Below are 24,033 nucleotides of genomic sequence, written 5' to 3'. Positions count from 1 at the left end.
TTATAATTCCTTAATTTTTATATTTTTAAACCACACTTTGTCACCATGATCCTGTAAACCTATACGACCTTTCTTTGCTGTTGCGAAGTTAGACCAAGTTGCAAATTTACTGTTTTTAACCAAGGTATTCCAAGTACTACTACCCACAACAATACTGGCAGTGCTGACATCATTTTGCCAAACTTGTAAATGATCATTAAGCATTCTAATACGTACCGTGTTCCACTCAGTTGCAGATTTGTGAGCTGAAGTAGGGGGCGTAACTAAATCATAAATAGAGCCAGATAAATGAGAGTCTATTTTCGTATCTGAATGGCGTTCGTTATCTATAATTTGGATTTCAGGGGCGTGCGAGTAAATATATTTCCCTTGCTCATCGGCAAGAACAAAAATACCACTGTTGCCAACTTTGCTAATTTTCCAATCTAGTTTTAAATCAAAATTGCGATAGACTTTTTTAGTGAGTATGTCGCCGCCGCCTTTAGTGAGTAACATTGCGCCATTGTCTATAGTCCATTTTGGACTAAGTGTCTCACTTTTGAAATTGCGCCAGTGCGACATATCTTTGCCGTTGAACAATAATTGCCAGCCAGTTGATTGTTCTTCTTTAGAAAGTTGGTTATCTGGTGTCTTAGCAACAGCACAGCTACTAAAAGCCAGTGCAATTGACAACATCAAGATTGATTTAAGCATATAATACCCCTTATTTTTTGTGTGTTACTTATTGCTATTAAACGTACTTTTTAACGTTTTTACTTTTTGTTATAAACAGATGAAGACCAATAAATATAATGATCAGGACAATTGGAAAAACCAGTAGATTTTGCAATACAGCTTGTCCTGCGAGCACTTCAACTTGTTCTACACTGATACTTTTTGTTTGTGCTTGCGTTCGAGCATTATCAATCCAATGCCCTATAACAGGGTTCCAGATACTCATTGCAAACATGCCGGCTCCACCGATTAATGACATGCCAAGTGCACCTGTTTTTGGGGCATACTCAGCAACACAACCGATCATGGTTGGCCAAAAATAAGTAACGCCAACGGCAAACAGTGCTGCGGCAAGGTAGATGATATTACCTTGAGCTTGGCTCATTAAAAATATCCCTAGTGTTGAAAAAATGGCCGATCCCAGTAGGACACCCGATGGGCTAAAGCGGTGCACAATCGGGCCCGCAAAAAACCGACCTAATGCCATCAATCCGGTGATCAAAGCTAAAATAACCATAGGTGAAGCGCCTGACGAACCAAGGATTTGCTCAATCCATTGCTGTGTGCCAAATTCGGTCACGGCTGTCAGTGTCATGCAAATAATGAGAAATAAATACAGTGGCGAGAGTAAGTGTTTTAAGTTGCTGGAGGTTGAATTTTGCTGTGTATCAAACTGTGGGAATTGCGCTTTAAGCATCATCGCACCATAAATAATGGTGGGCACAAGGATCAGCGAAACTTGCCATTGCCAGCTGAAGCCAACGGATGTCATTGCATTTGAAGCTAATGCACCAATTACGATCCCGCCAGGAAACCAAACATGAAAGCGGTTTAACATAGTGGTGGTATTTTTAGGGAACATTTGGGCGATCAGTGGATTACAACCGGCTTCAACCGATCCATTGGCAAAGCCAATTAAAAAGGTAGAGATCAGTAATCCCCAAAAACCATCAGCAGTGATAGTTAAAATAAGTCCACCTAGGTGACAAATAAACGCTAATGCAACCAACTTTTTAGCGCCAATCGCGTTATAAATGATACCCCCGAGCATGGTCGCAACCGGAAATCCTAAAAATGCCATGGCATTTACCCAGCCTAGCTGTGTACCAGTGAGGCCGAATTGCTCGCCTAGTTGTCCTAACACGCCAGCCCTTATTGCGAAAGTCATTGATGTGACAATTAATGCAATGCAGCAAAGCCGAAAAATAATACGATTATTGTTGTTATTCATTGTGTGTGATCCTGTTTATTAAATACCTAATATCCGCTTATTTCGCTGCACATTTGTGTCCATTGCGCTAAAGTCATCAAATGCTTTAGCCGTAGGGCGGATCAAATGCTCTTTTATAAATTGTGCGCCTTCTTTCGCCCCATCTTCAGGATGTTTAATACAACATTCCCACTCTAGAACTGCCCAGCTATCAAAACCATACTGCGTTAATTTGCTGAAGATACTTTTGAAATCAATTTGACCATCACCCAAGGAGCGAAACCGACCTGGACGGTCTTGCCAATCTTGATAGCCACCATAAATACCGCTGCGACCATTTGGATTAAACTCTGCATCCTTAACGTGAAATGCTTTTATACGTGGATGATAAATATCAATAAAGGATAAATAGTCTAGTTGTTGTAAAATAAAATGGCTGGGATCATAAAGAATATTCACCCGTGGATGATTATTTGTCGCAGCTAAAAATCGCTCAAACGTTACGCCATCATGTAAATCTTCCCCTGGGTGAAGCTCATAGCAAACATCCACATCCATTTCATCAAAGTAGTCGAGAATTGGCAGCCAACGTTTCGCAAGTTCTTGGAACCCTTGCTCTACAAGTCCTTTTGGACGCTGCGGCCAAGGATAAAAAGTATGCCACAGTAGTGCGCCTGAAAAAGTCACATGGCTTTTCAAGCCCAAATTTTTACTGGCTTTAGCGGCCATCATTAACTGATTGATGGCCCATTGCGTTCTGGCTATAGGATCACCGCGTAGTGCTTGAGGGGCAAAATTGTCAAACATTTCATCATACGCCGGATGAACGGCTATAAGCTGCCCTTGTAAATGTGTTGATAATTCTGAAATTGTAAGCCCTGCCTGCGCAGCAATACTAGTCACTTCATCGCAATAATCTTGGCTTTGGGCTGCTTTTTCTAAATCGAAAATACGAGCATTTGAAGTTGGTAGCTGAATAGCTTTATAGCCTAAATTTGCTGCCCACTGACAAATAGTGGTAAAGCTGTTGAAAGGAGCTTCATCGCTGATGAATTGTGCTAAGAAGATCGCTGGACCTTTAATTTGTTTCATTTTTTATCCAATTTTAAATGGGTGCCACTTAGTGTCTTTGCTCGACGCAGCTACAGCATTTTCAATAAATGCCATTCCGCGAATTGCCTCTTTAATACCAGGCACGTCGAATTTACTGTTGGATGCTGAGTATCCGGCTTTTTTTGCGTGAATTTGTTTTGCAAAATTGACATAGATATTGGCAAATGCTTCAAGGTATCCTTCTGGATGACCTGCAGGTGTTCGCAGTGAGTTTTGCGCCGCAGTACTTTTTAGGCCAACACCCGCACGTAATAAAGTGGTTGGCGCGTTATGACTTTTGAGCCATAAACTATTTGGTTCCATTTGTGACCACTCAAGGCTTGCTTGGTCGCCGTAAATACGTAGGTTAAGATTGTTTTCTTCTCCTAATGCAACTTGGCTGGTAAGAAGTACTCCCTTAGAGTCGTTGTTAAAGCGCAGTAAAACGGTGCCGTCGTCGTCGAGAGTTCTGCCTGCAACAACATGGTTCAAGTCAGCGCATAATGCGGTTATTTCAAGGCCGCTCACGTATTCAGCTAAATTTGCAGCATGCACTCCTATATCAGCTATACAACAACTAATACCGGCCTTATCAGCATCTAAACGCCATTTGGCTTGTTTGGCATTTTCATCTTCGCTGGTGGCAAGCCAGCCTTGACTGTACTCAACAATAATTTTACGAATAGTGCCCAGCTCGCCATCAGTAATACGTTGGCGCGCTTCTTTGATCATCGGGTAACCAGTGTAGGTATGAGTTAATCCATATAAACAATCACTGTCTTGCAGAGCTTTTTCTAATAACAGCGCTTGTGCTAAATTTAGGGTGGCTGGCTTATCTGATAAAACGTGAAAACCTGCTTCAATCGCACACTTTGCAATTGGGAAATGTAAATGATTTGGCGTCACAATTGCCACAAAATCAATTCGTTGATCGGCAGGTAACTTAGCTTCTTCGCTAAACATTTGTTGGTAGCTGTCATAGCAACGAGTTGGATTGATCCCTAGCATTACAGCAGTAGCTTGGCTGCGTGTTGGGTCTGAACTAAAGGAGCCTGCGACTAACTCAATTAAGCCATCTAAGCGTGCAGCAATACGATGGATTGCACCGATAAAAGCACCTTGTGCACCACCTACCATCCCCATGCGGATTTTGGCATTATTCATGAATAAAGCTCCATGTCAGTAATCGTCTACTGAGTTTAGTTAATATCATGTTATTGATAATAGGGAATGAACAGCGTAAGGGATAATAAAAATTCGGTTGACAATGCAATAAAATCGGCGTTTTATGTATTATTATAAATTCATATTGATAGAATATATTAATTATGGAAGTGCAAGGGATCATAAATAAAGCGGGCGTAAATCAACTGATCGCGGCATTTGACTTATTACCCGATATTTTGTTTTGGGTGAAGGATTCTGAGAGTAGAATTCTTTATGCAAATCAGCATTTTATTGAGCATCAAGGGTATAAGTCATTAGAGCAAATTTTACTGAAAACTGATTTTGATTTTTCATCTAAACATTTAGCATTTCAATACGTCAATGATGATAAACGTGTAATGAATGGCTATGTAGTTACTGATCGTTTGGAACTAAACCAAACCTCAAATGGTGAATTAGCCTGGTTTTCAACGTCCAAAAAAGCAATTTTAGCTGACGATGGTCAAATACTGGGCACCTATGGCGTTACACGGCATTTACAAAAAACATCAAAGGCTTTGTCGCATGTTAGAGCGATTGAAGAGCCTGTAAATTATATACGTGAACACTATCATCGCAATATCTGTATTGAAGAACTTGCCGAGCTTGCTCATCTATCGGTAAGTGCGTTAGAGCGACGATTTAAAAAACATTTAGCAAAAACACCTAATCAATTTATTAACGAAATACGTTTAGAAAACGCACGGAAGCTACTAGTTGAAACTCGTTTACCAATTTCACAAATAGCCTATCAATGTGGTTTTTCTGAGCCTAGCTATTTTAGTAAACAATTCAGACGCTTATTTGGTGAGATCCCCTCTCAAATGCGCGCCCAAACTGAGCCCTAAGCTAGCCGTTTAGCTAATTGAATAGCGCCTTGTTCGGGCCGGTAGTGCGCATCACATAGATAACCTTGTGCTTTTGTTGATAACCAAGGAGTAATTTTATTGGCTGTGCCTCCCATTAATGTAATGTTGTGATAGCCGTGGCTAACTAAATGATCGATATAACGGGTAATATAGCGCGCAGCTTGCTCTAAAATAATAATGGCCCAAGGGTCATCTTGCATTGCGAAAACTAAAGGCGCAAAACCGGCAAAGTAAGCGGGTTTAGCATTGAGTGCTAATTCAGTCAGTTGGTTACTTGTATCACAATTAAGCTGTGCCAATAAGGTATTTATTAATGGGCTTGAGGGAGATAAGCTATCTAACACCTCTAGCGCATAACGAAATAAAGTTAAACCAATCCAGCCTCCGCTTGCGCCATCACTTAATAATAACCCATGGCCTCCTAATTCAATAACGTTACCGTTTTTTATTGCTCCTGCACAAAAGCCAGTACCTAAAATAATAATCGCACCACAGTTATCACCATGGGCACCTTGGCAGGCAATGTGTAAGTCAGTTGAAAAGTTGAATTGTGCAAATGGATGCTGCCATTGTGCCATCTTTTTATTTGCACCGGCAATGCCTGCGCCAGCGAGTCCCGCATAGGCATAAATTGCACTGAGTGTTGAGAGTCCTAAGCCAGCCTGTTGTAATGCCTGTGTTGCTGCATCAATAATGGATTGCTGCGCGACTTCAACGGAGGTTGCAATATTTGCTGCACCGCTTACTGCCTCAGCAAGTAGGATGCCTTGTGCGTTTTCAAGCCTGACTCGGCATTTTGTGCCGCCGCCATCAATACCTAAATACAGGGGAGATTGAGAGTGGTTAGTCATTTTTAGCCTGCTTGTTAGTTCGTTGATTTAAAATTGCATTAATTAATAACGGATCCACACAGCCATCCTTGTTGTGTACACTGGAGTAGGCATGTAGTGACACTAAATTATTATTGGTAAGTTGCCAAAGTGTACTTGCATTATCTATGGTTACGCCACCACCAATAACAATTTCTATATGATCATTGGCATGGTTAATGATCGTTTGTAAATGATTAAGACCTTGCATAACGCCTTTATTATCAGTCCATTTAGTACCATTTGTGAGGATACGATCAACCCCCAATTCAGTTAATAGGGCAATTGCCTTTTCGCTGTCTTCTATACAATCAAAAGCGCGATGAAATGTCGTTACTAAATTATATTTATGTGCGCAGGCAATGAGCGCTGTGGTAGCCGCAATATCAACGTCATTGGCGTTTAGCGCACCAAATACAACACCGGTAGCACCTGCGTGCGCCGCGTGTGCTATTTGAGTGAGCATTAGCTTCAGTATTGTTGCATCAACAATAAATTGATTAGCAACAGGTCGTATCATGATAAGCAACTCGCCTTGTGAGGGCATTGCATGAGCTGCAATAGTCATTGCTGTTGCACTAGGAGTGAGCCCTTCAAGTTGCATTGTACTGCAAAGTTCAATTCTAGAGGCGCCAGCAGTGAATGCGGTTTTTACATTATCAGCTAACTGAATATGATCATCGGCATTCAAACAGATTTCTAAATTTTTACCCATTGTTTCGTTCCAAAATACCAGCGGTGCTGTTAACAATAAAATATTTAACAATAGTAAACACTATTAGAATAAATAAAACTTAATTATAAATCAGTTGCTTACTTAAAATTTATACATTTTATCAATACAGAAAGTATTTTTATATGCTATGAATTTAAGTAGATGACTATAAACTAGCTCAGCACCGATTGGATCTTTTTTTAACCTTAACGCCGATTTTGTCCTAGAGGCAACCGAATTTCTATTATCACCTTTCTTTAACAGAACCCTATTCTTAAAATGTAGTTTAACAAGCCATTTACCCTCTGCTATATGTTTTGAGTATTACAGAAATCGTTTTTCATGAGGGCTTAATGTCAATAAATTTAACTAAACACACAATAATAAAGGAAATTTACATGAGTAAAACCAAAACCAGTAATGGATCGCGATTTAGTGATAATTTTAAAAAGACAGCACTGTGTATAGCTGTATTATCATCAAGTAACATAGCAATTGCTCAACAGCAAGAGGTTGATAATGAATTTGAAGTAATCGAAGTTCGTGGCATACGCTCATCAGCAGCGCAAAACCTTGCAATTAAGCGTCTTTCAGCTGCAACGGTTGATGCGATAACAGCTGAAGATATTGGTAAATTTCCAGATAAAAACGTCGCAGATTCACTGCAACGGGTGCCCGGTGTACTGATAGACCGTGATGGTGGTGAAGGCAGTCGAGTCAGTATTCGCGGTACATCACCAGATTGGACCCTGACACAGTTAAATGGCAATTATATTGCTTCTTCTGGTGCTGGTGTACCTACTCGAAGTTTTAATTATACATTGTTGCCATCCAGTATGATTAGTAGTGTAGAAGTATTTAAAAGTGCAGAAGCTCGCATTGATGAAGGTGGTATCGGCGGTACTGTAATATTACATACACGAAAACCGTTAGATATGGAGGCGAGCTCAGGCGCACTTAGCTTAGAGGCAACTTATGATGATGTTTCTGAAGACATCAAGCCACAAGTGAATGTGCTATATTCATGGAAAAACGATGATGAAAATTTTGGTGTGCTTGCTGGGTTTACTCGCCAAGATAAAACGGTAACAACTATTACTAATAATGCTTCACACTGGCGCTTTCACTCTGACACTGTTGAAGGGGCAGAGCGCCCAGCTATTGTTGACCAAGCATCTGGTGAAGTTTACAACAATGTATGGGCACCTCGGGCAATGAGTGTTGATAACTCAAAAGAAGATCGCACACGCGATGGGTATCAAGTAGCTATCCAGTGGGCGCCTACAGATAGATTAGACTTAAACCTGAACTATTTTGGTGCAAAATTAGATTATAATTTATCCTCGCAGAGCATAATGTTTGCTGAATGGAATGACAATCACAACCCCTATTACGGTGTTGTATTAGACGGTGATACGGTCGTAGGGTACGGTAATGCAGATAATGGTTTACTTAATGACAATAACTGGGGGGATGCTGATGTCAATGATGGTGAAGCCGTTCGGCGTGGTTTATTGTCTCCTCAATTAACAGGGAGGGAAAGGATTGGTGGGTCTAAATCAGATAGTTTTGATTTTGAAGCCAAATATTATGGGGACATATTTACAGCTACTTTTAAAGTAGGTCATACAGAGGCCGAAGGCGGAACCTCACGGGAAACCTATGCCAATATTGATGCGCGTCAGGGATCTGTAAATAGCTGGTTGTGGTCAATCGAGGGTGGTAAACCAAGCTATGAAGTCTCGACCGATCTAGCGTCAGATAAACAAGCTTATCAATATTATGACTGGTTTGATTCTTACTCTTCTGAAAATAAAGATACTGAAGATTACGCACAAGCCGATCTGCAATATGATATTGATACAGGGATTTTTACCACCTTTTTTGTTGGGGCAAAATACCGTAGTCATGAAATTAAGGGGATTAAAAATGATTTTCGCTGGGATGATGGTATCGCTGACAACGGTGGCTATCGAGGTTATTTATCTGGTAACGAATGGTTCCATAACCCAGATTTTCATCCTGATCCAGAAACGTTAGTAAGCGATAATGTGGTTGATAACAGTGCCGGAAACACGGGCGCTTTTAACTTTTTAGCATTTGATTTTGCAGCATTAGATAGCTATCTACGTAATAACTTTACGCAAACCGTTGTGCCATCGTTAGGCGGGACATATACACTTGAAGAAAATATTTGGTCTGTTTATGCACAAGGTAATTTCCAATGGCAGGACTTTCGAGGCAATCTCGGTGTACGCTATGTCAATACTGATTTAAGTACGCTTACGTATAATGAAGTTATTGGCCAAGATAATAATGACACTACGGCTAATGAACGCAGCAGCGATGATGGTGAGTTACTACCAAGTTTTAATCTTGCTTGGGATGTGAATAATGATGTGGTTGTGCGGTTTGCAGCGGCAAGAACGATGTCGCGTGTAAGCTATTCTGATTTGAGTCAAGCTGAGTCGTATGGCCCACCAGTTAATATTAACTCACCAGATTCATGGACAGGACGAGGGACTGGCACATCTGCAAATACAGGCCTAGATCCAATGATTTCTGATCAGTTTGATTTAGGCATTGAATGGTATTACGGTGAAGGCTCTGCTTTAGGTGCGACCTACTTTACTAAAGATATTGCTAATTTACCTATCTCTATTGTTGAAATAGTTGAGCGAGAACATGATTGTTGTAATGGCCCGATTGAAGTAGAAATGAATACTAAAGTGGGCGGTGGCGAAGCTCAATCAGCAGGTGTAGAGTTGTTTTTTCAACATTCATTCGAGAGTGGCTTTGGGGTGTTAGCAAACTATACTTTTACAGATACAAGCACGAGTCAAGTATCAACCAATGGTCAGAAAACAGATGCTGAAATTCCTGGCACAGCTAAACATCAATACAACTTATCGGTTTATTATGAAAATGATGATTTTAGTATTCGCGCTTCTTACAACTGGAAAGATGATCGCGCTAATGGTATCCATCAAGGTTATAATATGTACACCAAAGATTATGGTCAGTTAGACTTGAATGCGGCTTATAATTTAACTGAACAACTGTCATTAACAGCTTCAGTTGTTAATTTAACAGAAGAAGTTGAACAAGGGTACTGGAAGCAAGAGAATAGGTTTACCTATAATCAGTATTCAGGGCGGAGGTTTTATTTAGGTGCCAATTATAGTTTTTAAATTAAAAAATAACCTGCTTATATTAGCGTGATTATTGTTTGAAAGTGCTACTTTGCTACGCTATTTTGTTAGTTGAGTAGCTATTACAGTAAAAGGTAATGCAAAATGAAAATTAGGCGCTGAGCTAAACACTAAAGGAGAGACCCAATGAGTTATATTGACGGATTTGTCTGTGCAGTTCCCACCAATAGACAAGCTGAATATGCCGAACATGCTGATAAAGCAGCACACGTGTTTAAACAATACGGGGCAATTGAAGTAATTGAAGCTTGGGGGGATGACGTTCCTGATGGAACACATACGTCATTTCTACAAGCAGTAAAATGTGCCGAAAATGAGACCGTGGTATTTTCGTGGGTCAAGTGGCCATCAAAAGCCGCCAGAGATGAAGGCATGGCTAAATTTATGCAGGATCCTATTTGCGATTTACAACAAAACCCATTGCCATTTGACGGTAAGCGACTGATATATGGAAGTTTTAAGGCGATTATTGAGCGCTAGTTGAGCTTGCAAAATATAAAAAGAGCGCTGTAATAGCGCCCCAATTTATTATGATTTTTTCTCTTCATCAGGTAAGGTGACGTTGAGTTCTAATACCGCTAAGTCATCTTCATTTTGATCGAATTGGACTTGTACCGCGTCATTACTGATGTTGACGTATTTACGTATAACATCAAGAATATCCTGTTTCAACTGTGGTAAATAATCAGGTGTACCACGCTGTGAGCGCTCATGCGCAACAATGATCTGCAATCGCTCTTTTGCTAGTGACGCTGTATTTTTCTTTTCTGAGCGGAAGTAGTCAAGTAGTGACACGTTAACCTCCAAATATCCGTTTGAACAAACCTTTCTTTTCTACATCTAAGAAGCGAAATTCGACTGTTTCACCTAATAAGCGATTAATTGCATCGGCGTAGGCTTGCCCAGCATCAGACTCTGCATCTAATATTACTGGCTGGCCTGAGTTTGATGCACTTAGTACCGCTTGTGATTCAGGTATTACACCTAACAATTCGATAGAAAGAATATCTTGCACATCTTCCACTGACAGCATTTCACCACGTGCTACTCGCTCCGGGTTATAGCGAGTCAGTAATAAATGTTCTTTTATGTTTTCAAGCCCTTCTTCAGCACGTTTAGATTTGCTGTGCAAAATACCTAAAATACGGTCTGAATCGCGAACTGAAGATACTTCAGGGTTGGTTGTAACAATTGCTTCGTCCGCAAAGTACATTGCCATCATCGCGCCGGCTTCGATACCTGCCGGTGAATCACAGACGATATAATCAAAATCTTTTTTCAGCTCGTTTAATACGCGTTCAACACCTTCGCGGGTTAAAGCATCTTTATCGCGAGTTTGTGATGCTGGTAATAAAAATAATTTATCTACCCGCTTATCTTTGATCAACGCTTGATTTAAGTTTGCTTCACCGTTAATTACATTAACAAAGTCATAGACGACACGGCGCTCACACCCCATGATCAAATCAAGGTTACGTAGCCCAATATCAAAGTCAATAATGACTGTTTTGTAGCCTTTTAGAGCTAAACCTGTGCCAATAGCAGCACTTGATGTAGTTTTGCCTACACCACCTTTACCTGACGTAACGACAATTACTTTTGCCATAAGATTTATCCTTTAACCAAAGCTGAAATTTCTAATGATTCATTTTTTTGTTGGATTTGTGCAGCGTTGCCCCAGAACTCGCCTTGCAAGGAGTCGCTGATCCAGTAATTGCCATTAATAGAAACAAGTTCTGCTTCTAATTTTTGGCAAAAAATACGGGCTTCGTTGTAACCTTGTGCGCCTGCAATTGCACGGCCGCGTAATGTGCCATAAATATGCACATTCCCGTCAGCAATTACTTCTGCACCATGACTTACCGCACCAAAGACAATTAAGTCGCGGTCTTTTGCATATACTTGCTGACCAGAGCGCACTGTGCCATTGATAACTTGCGCTGGTAAATAAACTGTTTTCTCAACGATAGATGTATTACTTTGTTGTTTAACCTGTTCACTCTTAACGTCTTGTGAATAATTTAAAACAGAAAGCCCAGCGGCCTTGGCTTGTGTATGTTGCTCGTCTGAGCCATTACATACACCTACCGCATTAAAGTTTAAGCGCTCAATCAAGGATTTTAAGTGAACAAAATCTACTTCATTGTTTTTAACTTCAATTAAATTAACAACAATAGGTGCGCCTGCAAAGAATCGAGGAGCTTGGGCTATTTTTATATACAGTTGTTCGGCTAAAAGGTTTATATCAGCACTATAAAGATGTAAAACTGATAACGTAAAAAGATTTCCCTTTAGCTCAAAAATTTGGTCCGACATATACACTCAATTGTATTTTTTGACTAGAAACAAAATTTAAATAAACGCAGGCTGAATAAGGCCTGTGTTTATATGGATAAGGTGAAATTTCTAATCTAAATTTTCTAACTTATTATTAGTCTCATGGTATAGTGTGCGGCACTGTTAAGCAAGATTTTATAGGGTCATAATGCTGACTGCGGTATATAAAAGTAAGAAAAAAGCGGATACCTTCCTTTTTGTAGAAAAAAGGGATGATTTTAGCAAGGTTCCGGAACCATTGATGGCGATGTTTGGTCAACCTCATTACGTCATGTTAATTAATTTAGCAAAACGTACGCATTTAGGCGGGGCTGACTTAAATTTAGTTGAACAAGCATTAACGGATGCTGGGTTTTATCTTCAGTTGCCGCCACCAACAGCTAACTTACTAGCTGAACACAGAAAACAAAATGGAGTTGAAAGTGACTAAACATATCATGACAAAATTGGCTGCAATTTTATGCAGTGCCTGTATTAGTACATCGGCACTGGCCAAGACTCAAGCACAGTTTGACGAATATGTAGCAGGCTTAAAACAAGAAGCAGCACAAAAAGGCTACGATAGTCAGTTAATCGACGATGCCTTTGCGACTGCACATTTTAAAGAAAAGATAATTTCAGCAGATAAAAACCAACCTGAAGTAAAAGAAACGCTAGAAACTTATTTACCAAAACGTGTGCCGCAATGGAAAATTGACCGTGCGCGTAAATTATACGCTGAAAATAAAGACGTGTTAGAACAGGTTGCAAAAGAGTTTGGTGTACAGGCACGGTTTATTGTTGCCCTATGGGGGCTTGAAAGTAACTTTGGTAAAATTCAAGGTGGCCATAATGTTATTTCATCGGTAGTAACCCTGGCCTTTGATGGTCGTCGTGAAACCATGTATAAAAATCAATTATGGGCAGCACTGGATATCCTCAAAGAAGGGCACATTACCTTAGATAAATTTAAAGGCTCATGGGCCGGTGCGATGGGGCAAACGCAATTCATGCCAACCTCATTTAATGCCTACGCGGTAGATTATGATAAAGATGGTCGAAAAGATATTTGGACCACCCAAGTTGATGCTTTTGCCTCAATTGCAAATTACTTAAAACAAGCTGGCTGGAACGACGATTTAACCTGGGGTCGCCAGGTTAAATTACCAGAGGGATTTGATCCAAATTATGTATTACAACGTGGTACTAAAACACGTAAGCAGTGGCTTGAATATTGGGCTAAATCAGAGCGTTCACTTGCTGATTGGCAAGCACTAGGTGTGCGTAAAATGGACGGCACCGATTTACCCAATGTAGATGTTACCGCTGCATTAGTAATGCCAGATGACATGGGCGGCAGAATGTACCTTGCGTATGACAATTACAAAGCACTGATGCACTGGAACCGTTCATACTACTTCGCCACCAGCGTAGGATATTTATCAGACCGTATTGGTTATCCAGCGATTTAATAAGTAATTAGGTGCTAGATTGCTGGGATCTAGGTTCTAGGGTGTTTGTATTAAGCGCGAGTTTATCTCCGCTTTGGTCAGTATATTTTAGTTTTAGAGATATTTTGATCGATATTCATTACAGAAAATGAACCGCCCATTGCACTTTTTGCTAATGAAAAGCGAATGATGGGTGGTGTGGGGGCTGGAGGTGAGAGATCTCCAGCTACCCGATTATAACCGCTACAATAAGCTCTGAAGCTTACTTAGGATAGCCTCAGAATATAACCCAGCTAAAACTGCCCAGTTAATTAGTGCATCCGCATTTCCAGACATTAGTGTCTGTTTTATGATAAAATCTACGGCTGCACCTATCATTCCTCCAGTAGGCACAGCAAAAGCAGAAGGCAATAAAGTTACGCGTGTTGTAGCTGTACGAGTATGTACAACATCATCATCAAGCATATAAGTTGCCTTGAATGAGATATCCATTTTCTTGGATTTTAATAGGTGGGGTGATCTATATGAGAACGGAAAAGTAATTGTACTGTCCACTGGTAGCGAGATACCTTTTGAAAACTTTCTACCTTGAACTTTTTCAAGACGATCCATTACTCTCTTAAGCTTATCTTTGTTTATTGAATAAGCTTTAGGTAAAAATGAGTCCTCGGGTTCAAAGCTTATGACTTCTTTTTCAAGCCTTTCAACATCTTCCCATTCCGTCAATTTTTAATGCCTCCTCTGCCCAATATGGAGTCGTTGGCTGCGCCTTCTTTTTCGAAAAAAGAGATGCGTACACATCTATAGTTTCAACAAGAGTAAATGCAAGAGCCTCTGCGAACGTGGTTTTTTTCCGACGTTTTCGTGCATACGCGCTTTCTACACCTCTCTCTAGCTCCCTGACCAATATTAATTGAGTCAGGATCTTCGCTATTTCTCTTTAGGATTTCTTCCAATAGTCTTAATTCTTGATTCATCGCGGTGATCTCAAAAGTATGTTCGCTTTGTTATGCATGTGTTTCCTCCTGAATCTCAGCCAACAGGTCAGTAACCCCAATATCCACGCCTGCCTGCAATAGCAATGTAGAAACTTGGCCACGATGATGAGTCTGATGGTTAAAAAAAATGAAGAACTAGACTCGAATATCGTTTGGTAGCGGAGATCCCCTTGGTGTTTTGGTAGCTGAGAATGAAATCCAGATCACTTTCAGATAGCTCGGCTGTCCAGTTGATAATAATCCGATCCAACCAAAACCGGTGCTCCGATAAGCTACCAATGTCATTGAAGGCTATGTGATCCAGGCTCTTTGGATTTGGAATATCAGCTACCTCCTGTAAAGACCGCAAGCAGGCTGGATGGGTAGCAAACCGTTTTAGCCAGATAGTATCACCAACAATGATGTGATTAAGAGTTCCGAGAATGGATCCAAAAAAGGCCCCACGGTCTTGGGCCAGATTAGTTGCACAGAGCTGACTCGAAGCCTCATACACCTTTAAATTCATCCGCTGATTATAGGCCGCCAGCAATTCAAAGTGATCTTTCAGGCTCATCATAGATCATTATCATGGTTAATGAGTCTGTAGAATTACTCGTTTTTAATTATCGCTTAAAGGATAAGAAAGCACTACCCTATTGGTACCAAAATCTATTACTGCTTTATATTTTGAAAAAAATGGCGAACCTAATAACCCATGAACACCCTTTTCACCTCCAGCAACCTGAACATGATCTAGATTAAGTGATACAAACTCTGGGTATTCATATAATCTACCTCCCAACTCAATTTCTGGCACCACTATATTTCCCATTTCGTGTTCAGAAGTGCCAAGCCCAGCAGCGCTTTCCTCACTAGAGACTTCTTGGATGCCTAATTCAGCAAGACAAGCCTTATTTAGTACAGATGATCCAGCGGCAGTATCCAATATAAAACGTAATAATTTCCCATTAATTTTTGCTTCAACAATTTGATGGCCAGTTTCTGACATTTCAAACTCAAGAAAAACCTTTCCTTTAACTAAATCCATGAATATTCCTTATTTTAAATTTCATTACTGAATGCTAACGAGGCTGTAGAATAACTCGTTTTTAATTTATTTTTATTGATGGATTAACCATAGCCGAGTTGCTATTTTGATTCAATTGATAACTGACTTTCACGTGAAATATAAAAAGAGTGCTTGGTGCTGTTTTAATTGCATTTTACAAAGGTATTACAGGTGTTTGCGTGGCTTATTTGAGTGAGTAAGGGCTCAAAAAAAGGAATTAACATTGCGCTGGGCAATGAGTACTTAGCTTTACAAGATTTAGCGTCATTGAGAGATATTTGGATCAATATTTATTGCTGGATATGAACCGCCCATTGCACTTATTGCTAATTTTTATTCACCACAGAGAACACAAAGGCGCTTCGCGCTGCACAGAGTTAGAACATTTAACTCTTGTATATTTCTCTGTGATCTCTGTGATCTCGGTGTCCTCTGTGGTTAAAATTTTTAGAACCTAGAACCTCAAATTACTGACGCGATGTAAAACCGCTGCTATGATTTTTTCAATATCTTGTCTTTAAAATCAAGTACTTTACCAATACCTGAGCCTAGCTTCATTAAGCTTTGTAGCTGTTCAGGGCTTAAGCGCTGTAGTTCTGAAGACCACTTGGTGACGGTTTCGAGTAGATCATGAATTTCATGCATTTGTTGCTGGGCAAACTTTTCATCGTCATTGGTTGCAGGCTCTAGCAAGTTATCTCTGAGTAAGCTTAGGGTAGGGTCAATTTCACGCTTTTTACGTTCTTCAAACACGCGGTTCGCCATATCCCAAATACTGCCAGCGGGTGCGTAGTATTCTTTTCTGTCACCTGGAATATGCTGCACTTTAATTAAGCGCCAAGATTGTAATTCTTTGATACCCATACTGACATTACCGCGAGATATACTCAGGGCGTCGGCGATTTCATTCGCTGTCATTGGCTCTTTGGTTATGATCAATAAACCACACATTTGGCCAATGGTGCGATTAAAACCCCAACGACTGCCCATTTCGCCACAGTGCATTACAAAGGCGAAGTTCTTATCTGATAACGTCATTGCTTCTCAAGTTTCAATAAATAATGAAATTAATGCTAGCACGCTGAATATGTTTAGCAAGATTTACTGATAAATACGCTGAATTTTCCTTGGCTGTGTATACCCAAGCAACCTTAATATGCAGAATTCAGTGTTTCACAGAGGCTTAATATCAAGGCGTTATTTTGCAATAATAGCAGTCCCTTTAAGAGTTACATCGCTGAGGGTAGTGTCGCTGAAACGCCCAGCGGGTTGGTTTGGGTATAGTAGTCACTATGTAAACGTAAAAAAGCGCACAAGCATTTTGTGCGCTTTTACAGCTTATAGCTTATAGCTCAAAGTTAGTTTTGCATTACGTTCTTCGCCTGGCATACCACCTAAAAACATTGCTTTGGAGTAATATACTTTATTAAACAAATTATTTAAATTTAGCTGTAAGCCCCATTTATCAGTGTTATAACTCAGCGCTGCATCATAAATAGTATAACTTGGTACATAACCATCAGGAATACCAAATGATGATGCATTGGTACTACGATCATCCACATATTTAACACCTGCACTTAACTTTAGTGGCTGGGCTAGTTCAAACCACTGTGCACTATAGGTTAACCAACTACTTGCGGTAACATAAGGCACACCTTTTTGACGCGCAGCAAATGTGCTCACATTGGGATTCTTCTGATCACGTGCATCTTGGTATACACCATTGATATTAACCTTCCATTGATCATTTAAATAGGCATTTAAATCAAGCTCGACACCACGGGTTTTTTCTTCACCATCAAAGTAATTTTTTGGGATTGATGGATCTGGCTTTGTATCATCATAGGCAGGGTTTGAATATTCTAAGTTAGTGCGTGCAGTGTCAAATACTACTAATGAGGCCAGTAATTGATCATCGAAGGCTTTTACTCTAATACCTAAATCAGTACTAAGCGATTGCGCATCATCACGATCAGCTTCATTGCCTTTTACTGAACCTAACACACTGTACGCGGTGCGGCCTTTAGAGTGGTTTATGAATATAGACAGATCATCGGTCGGTTTGTATGTTGCCCCTAAATTATAGGTTAAACCATTATCCGAGGTACTTGCTTCTGGCGTTGCAGCAGCGGCGCTAGCGCGATAACGGGCATCTATTCCTAGGTGCTCATATTTTTGGGTGATTTCGTTGTATGCAACACCAATACGGGTCGTGAAGGTGTCATTGATATAAGCAACATGTTGCAGCCCTAAGCCCCATGCTTGCACTTTTTTACTATAGTTACTGGTTTTAAGCGGATCATAGTCGCTAAATTGCCCGTCTGACCAAACTGGTGTACGAATATCTAGAATATAGGGTAAAGAGCCTTGATAGGCTACATCGCCATTTTTATCTTTGAGAATATAGTCTTTATCCCAAATAGAATACTGTGTGAAGCGTATATCGCGATCTTCATAATTAGCATTGATCAAAAATTCGTTTTCTATATCACCTAAACTAAAGTCATAACGTAAATCTGCAAAGTATTGCCATGATTTCTCATCCGCTTGTACTTGGCGAAATTCTTGCCTGCGTGCAGCAAATGGATAAAGTACATCATCAACTACCAATGGTGCACGAGGATCAGCATTAATTACCCCTCTACGGTTCCAATACACATAGTTATAGGCACCCGTTTGACGAGAGAAGCTTGACTCATAATTACGGTATTGCAGTTGTTGGTTTAAAAATAAATCATCAGTTAAGTAATAGTTATGCGTTAATTTAAAACGCAGTTCTTCACCTTCGTTATCTTTTGCCATGGGTGAGATAATACCGCGATGACCAAATTTATACGGTGTTAAACCGTCGTTAGCTGCAAGTGAATTAGCGAGTTGTTGGCGTTGTGCATCAGATAATTGCAGCCCTGCAGAGGTTGGATCATTGACTAAATCATCGCCAGTGACTTGGCCGGCGGTTTTGCCATTTACCGACTGTGCATTATAAATACGGATCGGGTGGCCAATTGAATCAACTGCTATGGCATCTTTAATATAAGCGGCTGAGATCATAATATTTTGGCGGTCATTGAACACATATTTTAATGCGCCGTAGATTTCATCACGGTCATCTTTTAAATCGCGGTAACCATCACTACGCGCGGTTTTTGCATTAACTCTGTAAGCCAAATTTTCGGTAATGGCATTGGTGCTATCAATTGATAATGAATAGGTATTCCATTGACCAATTTCAGCTTGTACGTTGTGCTGCTCTGTAAACTGTGGCTTTTTCTCAATCAAGTTAATAACGCCACCTGCGCTGCCCATACCATATAAACCAGTGGCGGGGCCTTTTAATACTTCTACAGCCTCCACATTGGTTAGTGATCGAGTTGGATTGAATGTGTTACCAAGGCCCGCACCGCCATACATACCATCATACGTATAATTTGCACCAAGGCCACGGATCACTAAATTATCACCAATGCCGTAGTTGTTACCTGCTTGCGTTACACCACTAATATTACGGGTTAAGTCTTGTAAATTATCAACGCCTTGTGAGTTTATTAGTTCTTGATCGACAACAACAATTGGAGCCGGGGTTTCCATCAGTGACATATCAGATTTTGTAGCTAAACCCGAGTTTAATACAACTTGGTTTTGCTTTTGGTAAACGGTTATATGTTCAAGATCTGTCTGCTCAGCAGATATTGCATTAAAAGCGGTTAAGCACGCGAGAGTAATTAAAGAAAGTTTATGTGTTGTCATAAATAGTTATCATTTGAAATTTTGTGCAATGATAATGTGTTGTATTTGTATTTCAAGTATTAAATACCCAAAATAGACAATAATTTATTCTGTAAACAATTATGTTACTGGCTGGTTTTTTCTGGTTAACAAATGATGGGTTTTACGTTCTGTGAATAGAGAGCTTTTATTGTCATTTTAGACTATGGGGCTAATGATTAACCCCATAAAGGTCAATATACCCTAATAAACTTCACCTGCTTTCATTACAAACTCAACCTGTTCAAGTTGACTAATATTATCAAGCGGGTTTCCTTTTACGGCGATTATATCAGCCGCAAAGCCAACTTTAATTTGACCTAGGTTGCTGTCTTGTTTAAGTAACTTTGCACTATTTATAGTCGCAGATTGAATGGCTTGTAGTGGCGTCATACCAAACTCAACCATACGTGCAAACTGTTTAGCGTTATCACCATGTGGATAAATAGCAGCATCGGTACCAAACACCATATTGACACCGGCTTTTACGGCACGGCTAAAGCTGTCGCGTTGCTTTTTAGATACTTGACGTTCTTTTGCTAAGTTTTCTTCTGCTACACCATTTTGCTCACCAAACGTGAGCGTATATTCAGTGTTATAAATATCCATTGAAAACCAAGTGCCATGTTTTTTTGCCAGTTTAATTGCTTCATCGTCAACAAAGCTCACATGTTCAACACTGTCTACACCGGCTTTAATGGCTGCGGTAATACCACTTGTACCATGTGCATGTGCAGCAACCGTTAAGCCACGCATATGTGCTTCATCAACAATGGCAGTCATTTCTTCTAATGAATACTGTTGAATTCCTACTTTTGTGCCCTTGGAAAATACTCCGCCAGTGGCGCAAAACTTAATGACATTGGCACCGTACTTGATATTTTCGCGTACTTTTGCACGAACAGCCCATGGGCCATCAGCCACACCTTCGGCAGTGTATTTCATTTCAGGAGGTAGTCGGTTGTTATCACAGTGTCCACCCGTAACCCCTAAAGAGGGACCTGCTGCCCAAATACGTGGGCCAATAATATCGCCAGCATTAATGCCGTCACGTACTGCAATGACACTGTAACCTTCTGCGCCTACGTTACGTAAGGTTGTAAAGCCTGCTTTTAAGGTTTTTTCAGCAAAGTATGCCGCTTTAATCGCTTGGCGTGGCACTGATTGACCAATACGCTCACTTCTTGGCACGGTTGGATCACTGGTTAAATGAACGTGCATATCCATCAACCCTGGCAGAATTGTTAATTCAGGTAGCTCAATATGCTCATCACCTTGTTGTAGCTTAGGAGTTTGTTTGGTAGTGATTTTTGTAATGATCCCATCATCAATTTGGAGCAATGGGGCGTTTATTAATTTACCATTATTAATATCAAGCATTGCTTTCGCACTTATATAAGTGGTTGCTTGAGTATTAAAAGCGCTAACACACAGCAAGCTTAGTGGAACAGCGAGAGATAATTTATTCATTTATGTTCTAATTTTTAATTATTTAATATAGCAATGTAACAAGCAGTTTTTAGGCTGTAAACAAAACGCGATAAGTATCGTATTTTCTTTCTTTAGCTATTTGAAAACTGCATACTTGTGCTTACTACTTATACTCAGGGATCATTATGAAAAAATTTAAGTTAACCTTGCTTGTCGCCGGTGTACTCAGCGCTTTGTCGGCGTGTTCAAATACGGCTAATAATAATTTAAACAAGCCACAATCAGCATTAATAAGTGAAACTGCCAGCGTAACAACACAACAATTAAATCGCCTGGTTGAGCAGTACTTTATGGATTCGTTGCAATTTAGCCCTCTTGATGCCACTTACATTGGCTATAGCCAATACAACAACCAATTTACAGCACCGATTACTGAGCAAAACCGAGCTCAGCAGCTTACTTTTTATAAAGATTATCAGCAACGTTTAGCGGCGCTTGATCAGCAGCAGTTAAGCGGTCAAGCTCTATTAAGTTATGAAATACTGGCACGAGATTTAGCCTTAACAATCGAAGGTTTTCAATTTCCGAGTTACTTATTGCCAATCGATCAAATGTCAGGCGCCCACAATACGTTTGCAGGCTTTGGATCGGCGCAAAGTGCGCAGCCATTTGCAAGCTACCAAGATTATGAAAATTTCATCGCGCGTGCTGAAGGCTTTGTAATTTGGTTAAGCAGTGTGCAAGATGCTATGCAGCAAGGGGTAAATGAAGGTATTGTGTTACCAAAGCCATTAGCTGAAAAGTTATTGCCGCAATTTCAAGCGCATATAGTTACCAGTGCAGAACACTCTTTATTTTACAGCCCGATAAAACAGCTTCCAGAGCAATTCACAGCAGTGCAAAAGCAACAACTCACTGACCAATATAGTGCACTTATTATGGATAAATTGGTCCCAGCGTATACAAAAATGAGCGAGTTTTTAGCGACCACTTATATACCAAATAGCCGTGCAACAGTAGGTTATAGCGATTTACCAAATGGTAAAGCATGGTATGAATACCAAATAAAGAAAAACACCACCTTGAGTTTATCTGCAGATGAAATTCATGAAATTGGTTTAAAAGAAGTATCGCGTATCCTTAACGAGATGAAAACAGTAAAGGAAACCGTTGGTTTTAAAGGCAGTTTAAGTGAGTTTTTTACTCATTTAAGAGATTCTGATGAGTTTTATTTTGATACACCTGAGCAATTAATTGCGGCCTATGAAGCCGTAAAGTTAAAAATTGACGCGCGTGTACCTAAATTATTTAACATTGCCCCCAAAGCTGATTACGTTGTAAAAGCGGTTGAAGATTTTCGTGCTGAGTCTGCGGCAGGAGCATCTTATCAATCACCTGCGCCGGATGGCTCTCGTCCGGGAATTTTTTATATTAATACCTTTAATTTAAAAGCGCAGCCTAAGTTTCTACTCGAAACATTGTCAATCCATGAAGCAGCCCCAGGACACCATTTTCAAATCGCCTTGCAGCAAGAAGTTCAGTCATTACCTGAGTTTCGAAAATTTGGTGGTTACACAGTGTTCGCCGAAGGTTGGGCATTATATGCTGAAAGCTTAGGTAAAGAATTGGGTTTATTTACCGACCCATATATGTGGTATGGCCGTTTATCTGATGAGCAATTACGCGCTATGCGTTTAGTGCTCGATACAGGTTTTCATTCTAAAGGTTGGACTCGTCAACAAGGTATTGATTACATGCTGGCTAATTCCTCAATGGCTTTGAGTGATGTGACCGCAGAAGTTGAGCGCTATATAGCTTGGCCAGGACAAGCATTATCGTATAAATTAGGGCAATTTAAAATTCAAGAACTGCGAGATTATTGTAAACAAGCATTAGGTGATAAATTTGATATTAAAGAGTTTCATACGCAAATTTTAATTGATGGTGCTTTGCCGATGCCAATACTAGAAGCGAAAATTAAACGTTGGGTTGATACGCAGCGCTAATTTTTAAACTTGAAATAGCGCAAAGCTGAATGTGGCTTTGCGCGCGGTGCTCAATTAAGCTAAAATGCGTGCTATTAGGGGCACCGAGTTATACCATGTTTGAAAACCAATTTTGGCTTGAGAAATCACTTGAGCAAATGTCACAAAATGAGTGGGAAGCCATTTGCGATGGCTGTGGAAAATGCTGTTTAAATACCTTTATAGACAGCGAAGATGAAGATGAGTTTACCGCCACAGACCAACTTCGCGATGGTGAAGAGCTCATTTTTACTAATATTGTTTGCCAATACTTAGATAATAATACGTGTGGTTGTAGTGAGTATGAAAATCGCCAAACATTAGTTCCGTCATGTGTAAAATTAACCAAAGAAAACCTCGATAGCATTTTTTTCATGCCGCAAAGTTGTAGTTACCGCCGTTTACATGAAAGCCGTGGTTTAGCGTCTTGGCATCCATTAAATAACGGTGGCAGCAAAGAACTAATGCATACCTTGGGTATTTCTGTAAAAGACAAAACAGTAAAAGATTGTGATGTAGCTTTAGATGACTTTGATCTGTATGAAGCAGATTGGCCAACGAGGGATTGCGATTAATGACTGCGAAAATTGGTTTGATCAATCCTAAAAGTCCCTCTAACGTTGGCGCAGTATTAAGAGCTGCGGGTTGCTATGGGGCTGAACAAGTATTTTTTACTGGTATGCGTTATTTAAATGCTAAAAAGTTTCATACCGACACAAAAAATGTTGTTGAACGCATCCCGCTAACTTGCGTCGATGACTTAGCAACAGCAAAGCCCGCAGGTGCGACCGTGGTGGTGATTGAACTAATAGAAGGTGCAACCCCGTTGCCTGAGTTTGTTCATCCTGAAAACGCACTTTATATTTTTGGCCCTGAAGATGGCTCAATTAGCAAAGATGTACTGAACTGGTGCGATGAAGTGGTGTATATCCCCACAATCGGTTGTATGAATTTAGCAGCTACCTGTAATGTGGTTCTTTACGATCGACAAGCTAAACTCGGTGGAGTGGAAAGCTCTGATCAAACGATCATTAAAAGCCGCGACACCAATAATAAAATGATATGGCAGCAATAGTACAAACTGAATTGAACAATTGAAAAAAGGGGCAA

Annotated in this window: 24 protein-coding genes; 8 read left to right on the top strand and 16 right to left on the bottom strand. The window is 40.2% G+C overall.

From position 1 onward, the window contains the following. The 4 genes from HHO47_RS02450 to HHO47_RS02435 are packed head-to-tail and all read right to left on the bottom strand — an operon-like array spanning position 1 to position 4,180. The gene (locus tag HHO47_RS02450; RefSeq protein WP_169018554.1) at positions 1-693 is read right to left on the bottom strand and encodes a 3-keto-disaccharide hydrolase; all 693 of its coding nucleotides are present in this window, start codon (positions 691-693) and stop codon (positions 1-3) included. A 37-nt stretch (positions 694-730) separates the two neighbouring features. Beyond that, positions 731-1,945, bottom strand: a complete 1,215-nt coding sequence (locus HHO47_RS02445) for an MFS transporter (RefSeq protein ID WP_169018552.1) — start codon at positions 1,943-1,945, stop codon at positions 731-733. An 18-nt stretch (positions 1,946-1,963) separates the two neighbouring features. Further along, positions 1,964-3,016, bottom strand: a complete 1,053-nt coding sequence (locus HHO47_RS02440; RefSeq protein WP_169018550.1) for a sugar phosphate isomerase/epimerase family protein — start codon at positions 3,014-3,016, stop codon at positions 1,964-1,966. A 3-nt stretch (positions 3,017-3,019) separates the two neighbouring features. Further along, entirely contained in the window at positions 3,020-4,180 is a 1,161-nt protein-coding gene (locus HHO47_RS02435) for a Gfo/Idh/MocA family protein (RefSeq protein ID WP_169018548.1), read from the bottom strand. Between the two features lie 164 nt (positions 4,181-4,344). Between HHO47_RS02435 and HHO47_RS02430 the strand changes: the two genes are divergently transcribed. Next, positions 4,345-5,070 carry an AraC family transcriptional regulator gene (locus tag HHO47_RS02430; protein ID WP_169018546.1) on the top strand — a complete coding sequence of 242 codons (726 nt, stop codon included), beginning with the start codon at positions 4,345-4,347 and terminating at the stop codon, positions 5,068-5,070. On the opposite strand, the gene HHO47_RS02425 is transcribed toward HHO47_RS02430, so the two are convergent. Beyond that, a complete protein-coding gene (locus HHO47_RS02425; protein ID WP_169018544.1) occupies positions 5,067-5,942 on the bottom strand; it encodes a BadF/BadG/BcrA/BcrD ATPase family protein in 876 nt (291 codons plus the stop codon). The two genes, HHO47_RS02430 and HHO47_RS02425, sit on opposite strands and share 4 nt — an antisense overlap. Then, on the bottom strand, positions 5,935-6,675 hold the full coding sequence (locus HHO47_RS02420; RefSeq protein WP_169018542.1) for a copper homeostasis protein CutC: 741 nt from the start codon (positions 6,673-6,675) through the stop codon (positions 5,935-5,937). The genes HHO47_RS02425 and HHO47_RS02420 overlap by 8 nt, the downstream gene beginning before the upstream one ends. 398 nt (positions 6,676-7,073) lie before the next feature. Between HHO47_RS02420 and HHO47_RS02415 the strand changes: the two genes are divergently transcribed. Further along, a complete protein-coding gene (locus HHO47_RS02415) occupies positions 7,074-9,866 on the top strand; it encodes a TonB-dependent receptor (RefSeq protein ID WP_169018540.1) in 2,793 nt (930 codons plus the stop codon). A gap of 147 nt (positions 9,867-10,013) precedes the next feature. Continuing rightward, entirely contained in the window at positions 10,014-10,367 is a 354-nt protein-coding gene (locus HHO47_RS02410; protein WP_169018538.1) for a DUF1428 domain-containing protein, read from the top strand. 48 nt (positions 10,368-10,415) lie between these two features. Here HHO47_RS02410 and minE read toward each other — a convergent pair whose 3' ends face one another. From minE to minC, 3 genes are read right to left on the bottom strand one after another with little or no spacing between them, the layout of a single operon-like run. After that, positions 10,416-10,682 carry a cell division topological specificity factor MinE gene (gene minE / locus HHO47_RS02405; protein ID WP_169018536.1) on the bottom strand — a complete coding sequence of 89 codons (267 nt, stop codon included), beginning with the start codon at positions 10,680-10,682 and terminating at the stop codon, positions 10,416-10,418. 1 nt (position 10,683) lies between these two features. Further along, positions 10,684-11,493, bottom strand: coding sequence for a septum site-determining protein MinD (minD, locus tag HHO47_RS02400; RefSeq protein ID WP_169018534.1), 810 nt, complete (start codon positions 11,491-11,493; stop codon positions 10,684-10,686). 5 nt (positions 11,494-11,498) lie between these two features. After that, positions 11,499-12,203 (bottom strand): septum site-determining protein MinC, encoded by a 705-nt coding sequence (gene minC, locus HHO47_RS02395; protein WP_169018531.1) that lies wholly within the window; start codon positions 12,201-12,203, stop codon positions 11,499-11,501. Between the two features lie 169 nt (positions 12,204-12,372). Between minC and HHO47_RS02390 the strand changes: the two genes are divergently transcribed. Continuing rightward, a complete protein-coding gene (locus HHO47_RS02390) occupies positions 12,373-12,654 on the top strand; it encodes a YcgL domain-containing protein (protein WP_169018529.1) in 282 nt (93 codons plus the stop codon). Between the two features lie 4 nt (positions 12,655-12,658). Beyond that, on the top strand, positions 12,659-13,675 hold the full coding sequence (locus HHO47_RS02385) for a lytic murein transglycosylase (protein ID WP_169018683.1): 1,017 nt from the start codon (positions 12,659-12,661) through the stop codon (positions 13,673-13,675). A 222-nt stretch (positions 13,676-13,897) separates the two neighbouring features. Here HHO47_RS02385 and HHO47_RS02380 read toward each other — a convergent pair whose 3' ends face one another. The 7 genes from HHO47_RS02380 to HHO47_RS02355 all read right to left on the bottom strand — a co-directional run bounded on the left by HHO47_RS02380 (position 13,898) and on the right by HHO47_RS02355 (position 20,938). Next, positions 13,898-14,380, bottom strand: a complete 483-nt coding sequence (locus tag HHO47_RS02380; RefSeq protein ID WP_169018527.1) for a hypothetical protein — start codon at positions 14,378-14,380, stop codon at positions 13,898-13,900. A 281-nt stretch (positions 14,381-14,661) separates the two neighbouring features. Next, entirely contained in the window at positions 14,662-14,736 is a 75-nt protein-coding gene (locus HHO47_RS19620; protein WP_348981630.1) for a hypothetical protein, read from the bottom strand. Positions 14,737-14,770: 34 nt separating this feature from the next. Then, the gene (locus HHO47_RS02375; RefSeq protein WP_348981627.1) at positions 14,771-15,208 is read right to left on the bottom strand and encodes a DinB family protein; all 438 of its coding nucleotides are present in this window, start codon (positions 15,206-15,208) and stop codon (positions 14,771-14,773) included. 42 nt (positions 15,209-15,250) lie between these two features. Then, positions 15,251-15,679, bottom strand: coding sequence for a retropepsin-like aspartic protease (locus HHO47_RS02370; RefSeq protein WP_169018525.1), 429 nt, complete (start codon positions 15,677-15,679; stop codon positions 15,251-15,253). A 513-nt stretch (positions 15,680-16,192) separates the two neighbouring features. After that, complete coding sequence (locus HHO47_RS02365) at positions 16,193-16,738, bottom strand: GbsR/MarR family transcriptional regulator (protein ID WP_169018523.1); 546 nt, start codon at positions 16,736-16,738, stop codon at positions 16,193-16,195. A 300-nt stretch (positions 16,739-17,038) separates the two neighbouring features. Beyond that, complete coding sequence (locus HHO47_RS02360) at positions 17,039-19,450, bottom strand: TonB-dependent receptor (RefSeq protein ID WP_169018521.1); 2,412 nt, start codon at positions 19,448-19,450, stop codon at positions 17,039-17,041. Between the two features lie 222 nt (positions 19,451-19,672). Continuing rightward, positions 19,673-20,938 (bottom strand): metal-dependent hydrolase family protein, encoded by a 1,266-nt coding sequence (locus tag HHO47_RS02355; RefSeq protein ID WP_169018519.1) that lies wholly within the window; start codon positions 20,936-20,938, stop codon positions 19,673-19,675. Between the two features lie 146 nt (positions 20,939-21,084). Between HHO47_RS02355 and HHO47_RS02350 the strand changes: the two genes are divergently transcribed. The 3 genes from HHO47_RS02350 to HHO47_RS02340 all read left to right on the top strand — a co-directional run bounded on the left by HHO47_RS02350 (position 21,085) and on the right by HHO47_RS02340 (position 23,998). Beyond that, positions 21,085-22,905, top strand: a complete 1,821-nt coding sequence (locus tag HHO47_RS02350) for a DUF885 domain-containing protein (protein ID WP_169018517.1) — start codon at positions 21,085-21,087, stop codon at positions 22,903-22,905. Positions 22,906-23,000: 95 nt separating this feature from the next. Beyond that, the gene (locus HHO47_RS02345; protein ID WP_169018515.1) at positions 23,001-23,498 is read left to right on the top strand and encodes a YcgN family cysteine cluster protein; all 498 of its coding nucleotides are present in this window, start codon (positions 23,001-23,003) and stop codon (positions 23,496-23,498) included. Then, complete coding sequence (locus tag HHO47_RS02340; RefSeq protein ID WP_169018513.1) at positions 23,498-23,998, top strand: RNA methyltransferase; 501 nt, start codon at positions 23,498-23,500, stop codon at positions 23,996-23,998. Before HHO47_RS02345 ends, HHO47_RS02340 begins: the two co-directional genes overlap by 1 nt. The last annotated feature ends 35 nt before the right edge of the window (positions 23,999-24,033 follow it).

Origin of the sequence: Pseudoalteromonas arctica, assembly GCF_012927645.1 — a bacterium.
Lineage (GTDB): Bacteria > Pseudomonadota > Gammaproteobacteria > Enterobacterales > Alteromonadaceae > Pseudoalteromonas > Pseudoalteromonas arctica_A.
Note: the sequence above shows the minus strand (reverse complement) of the source record. Positions and strands in the feature narration are given on the sequence as shown.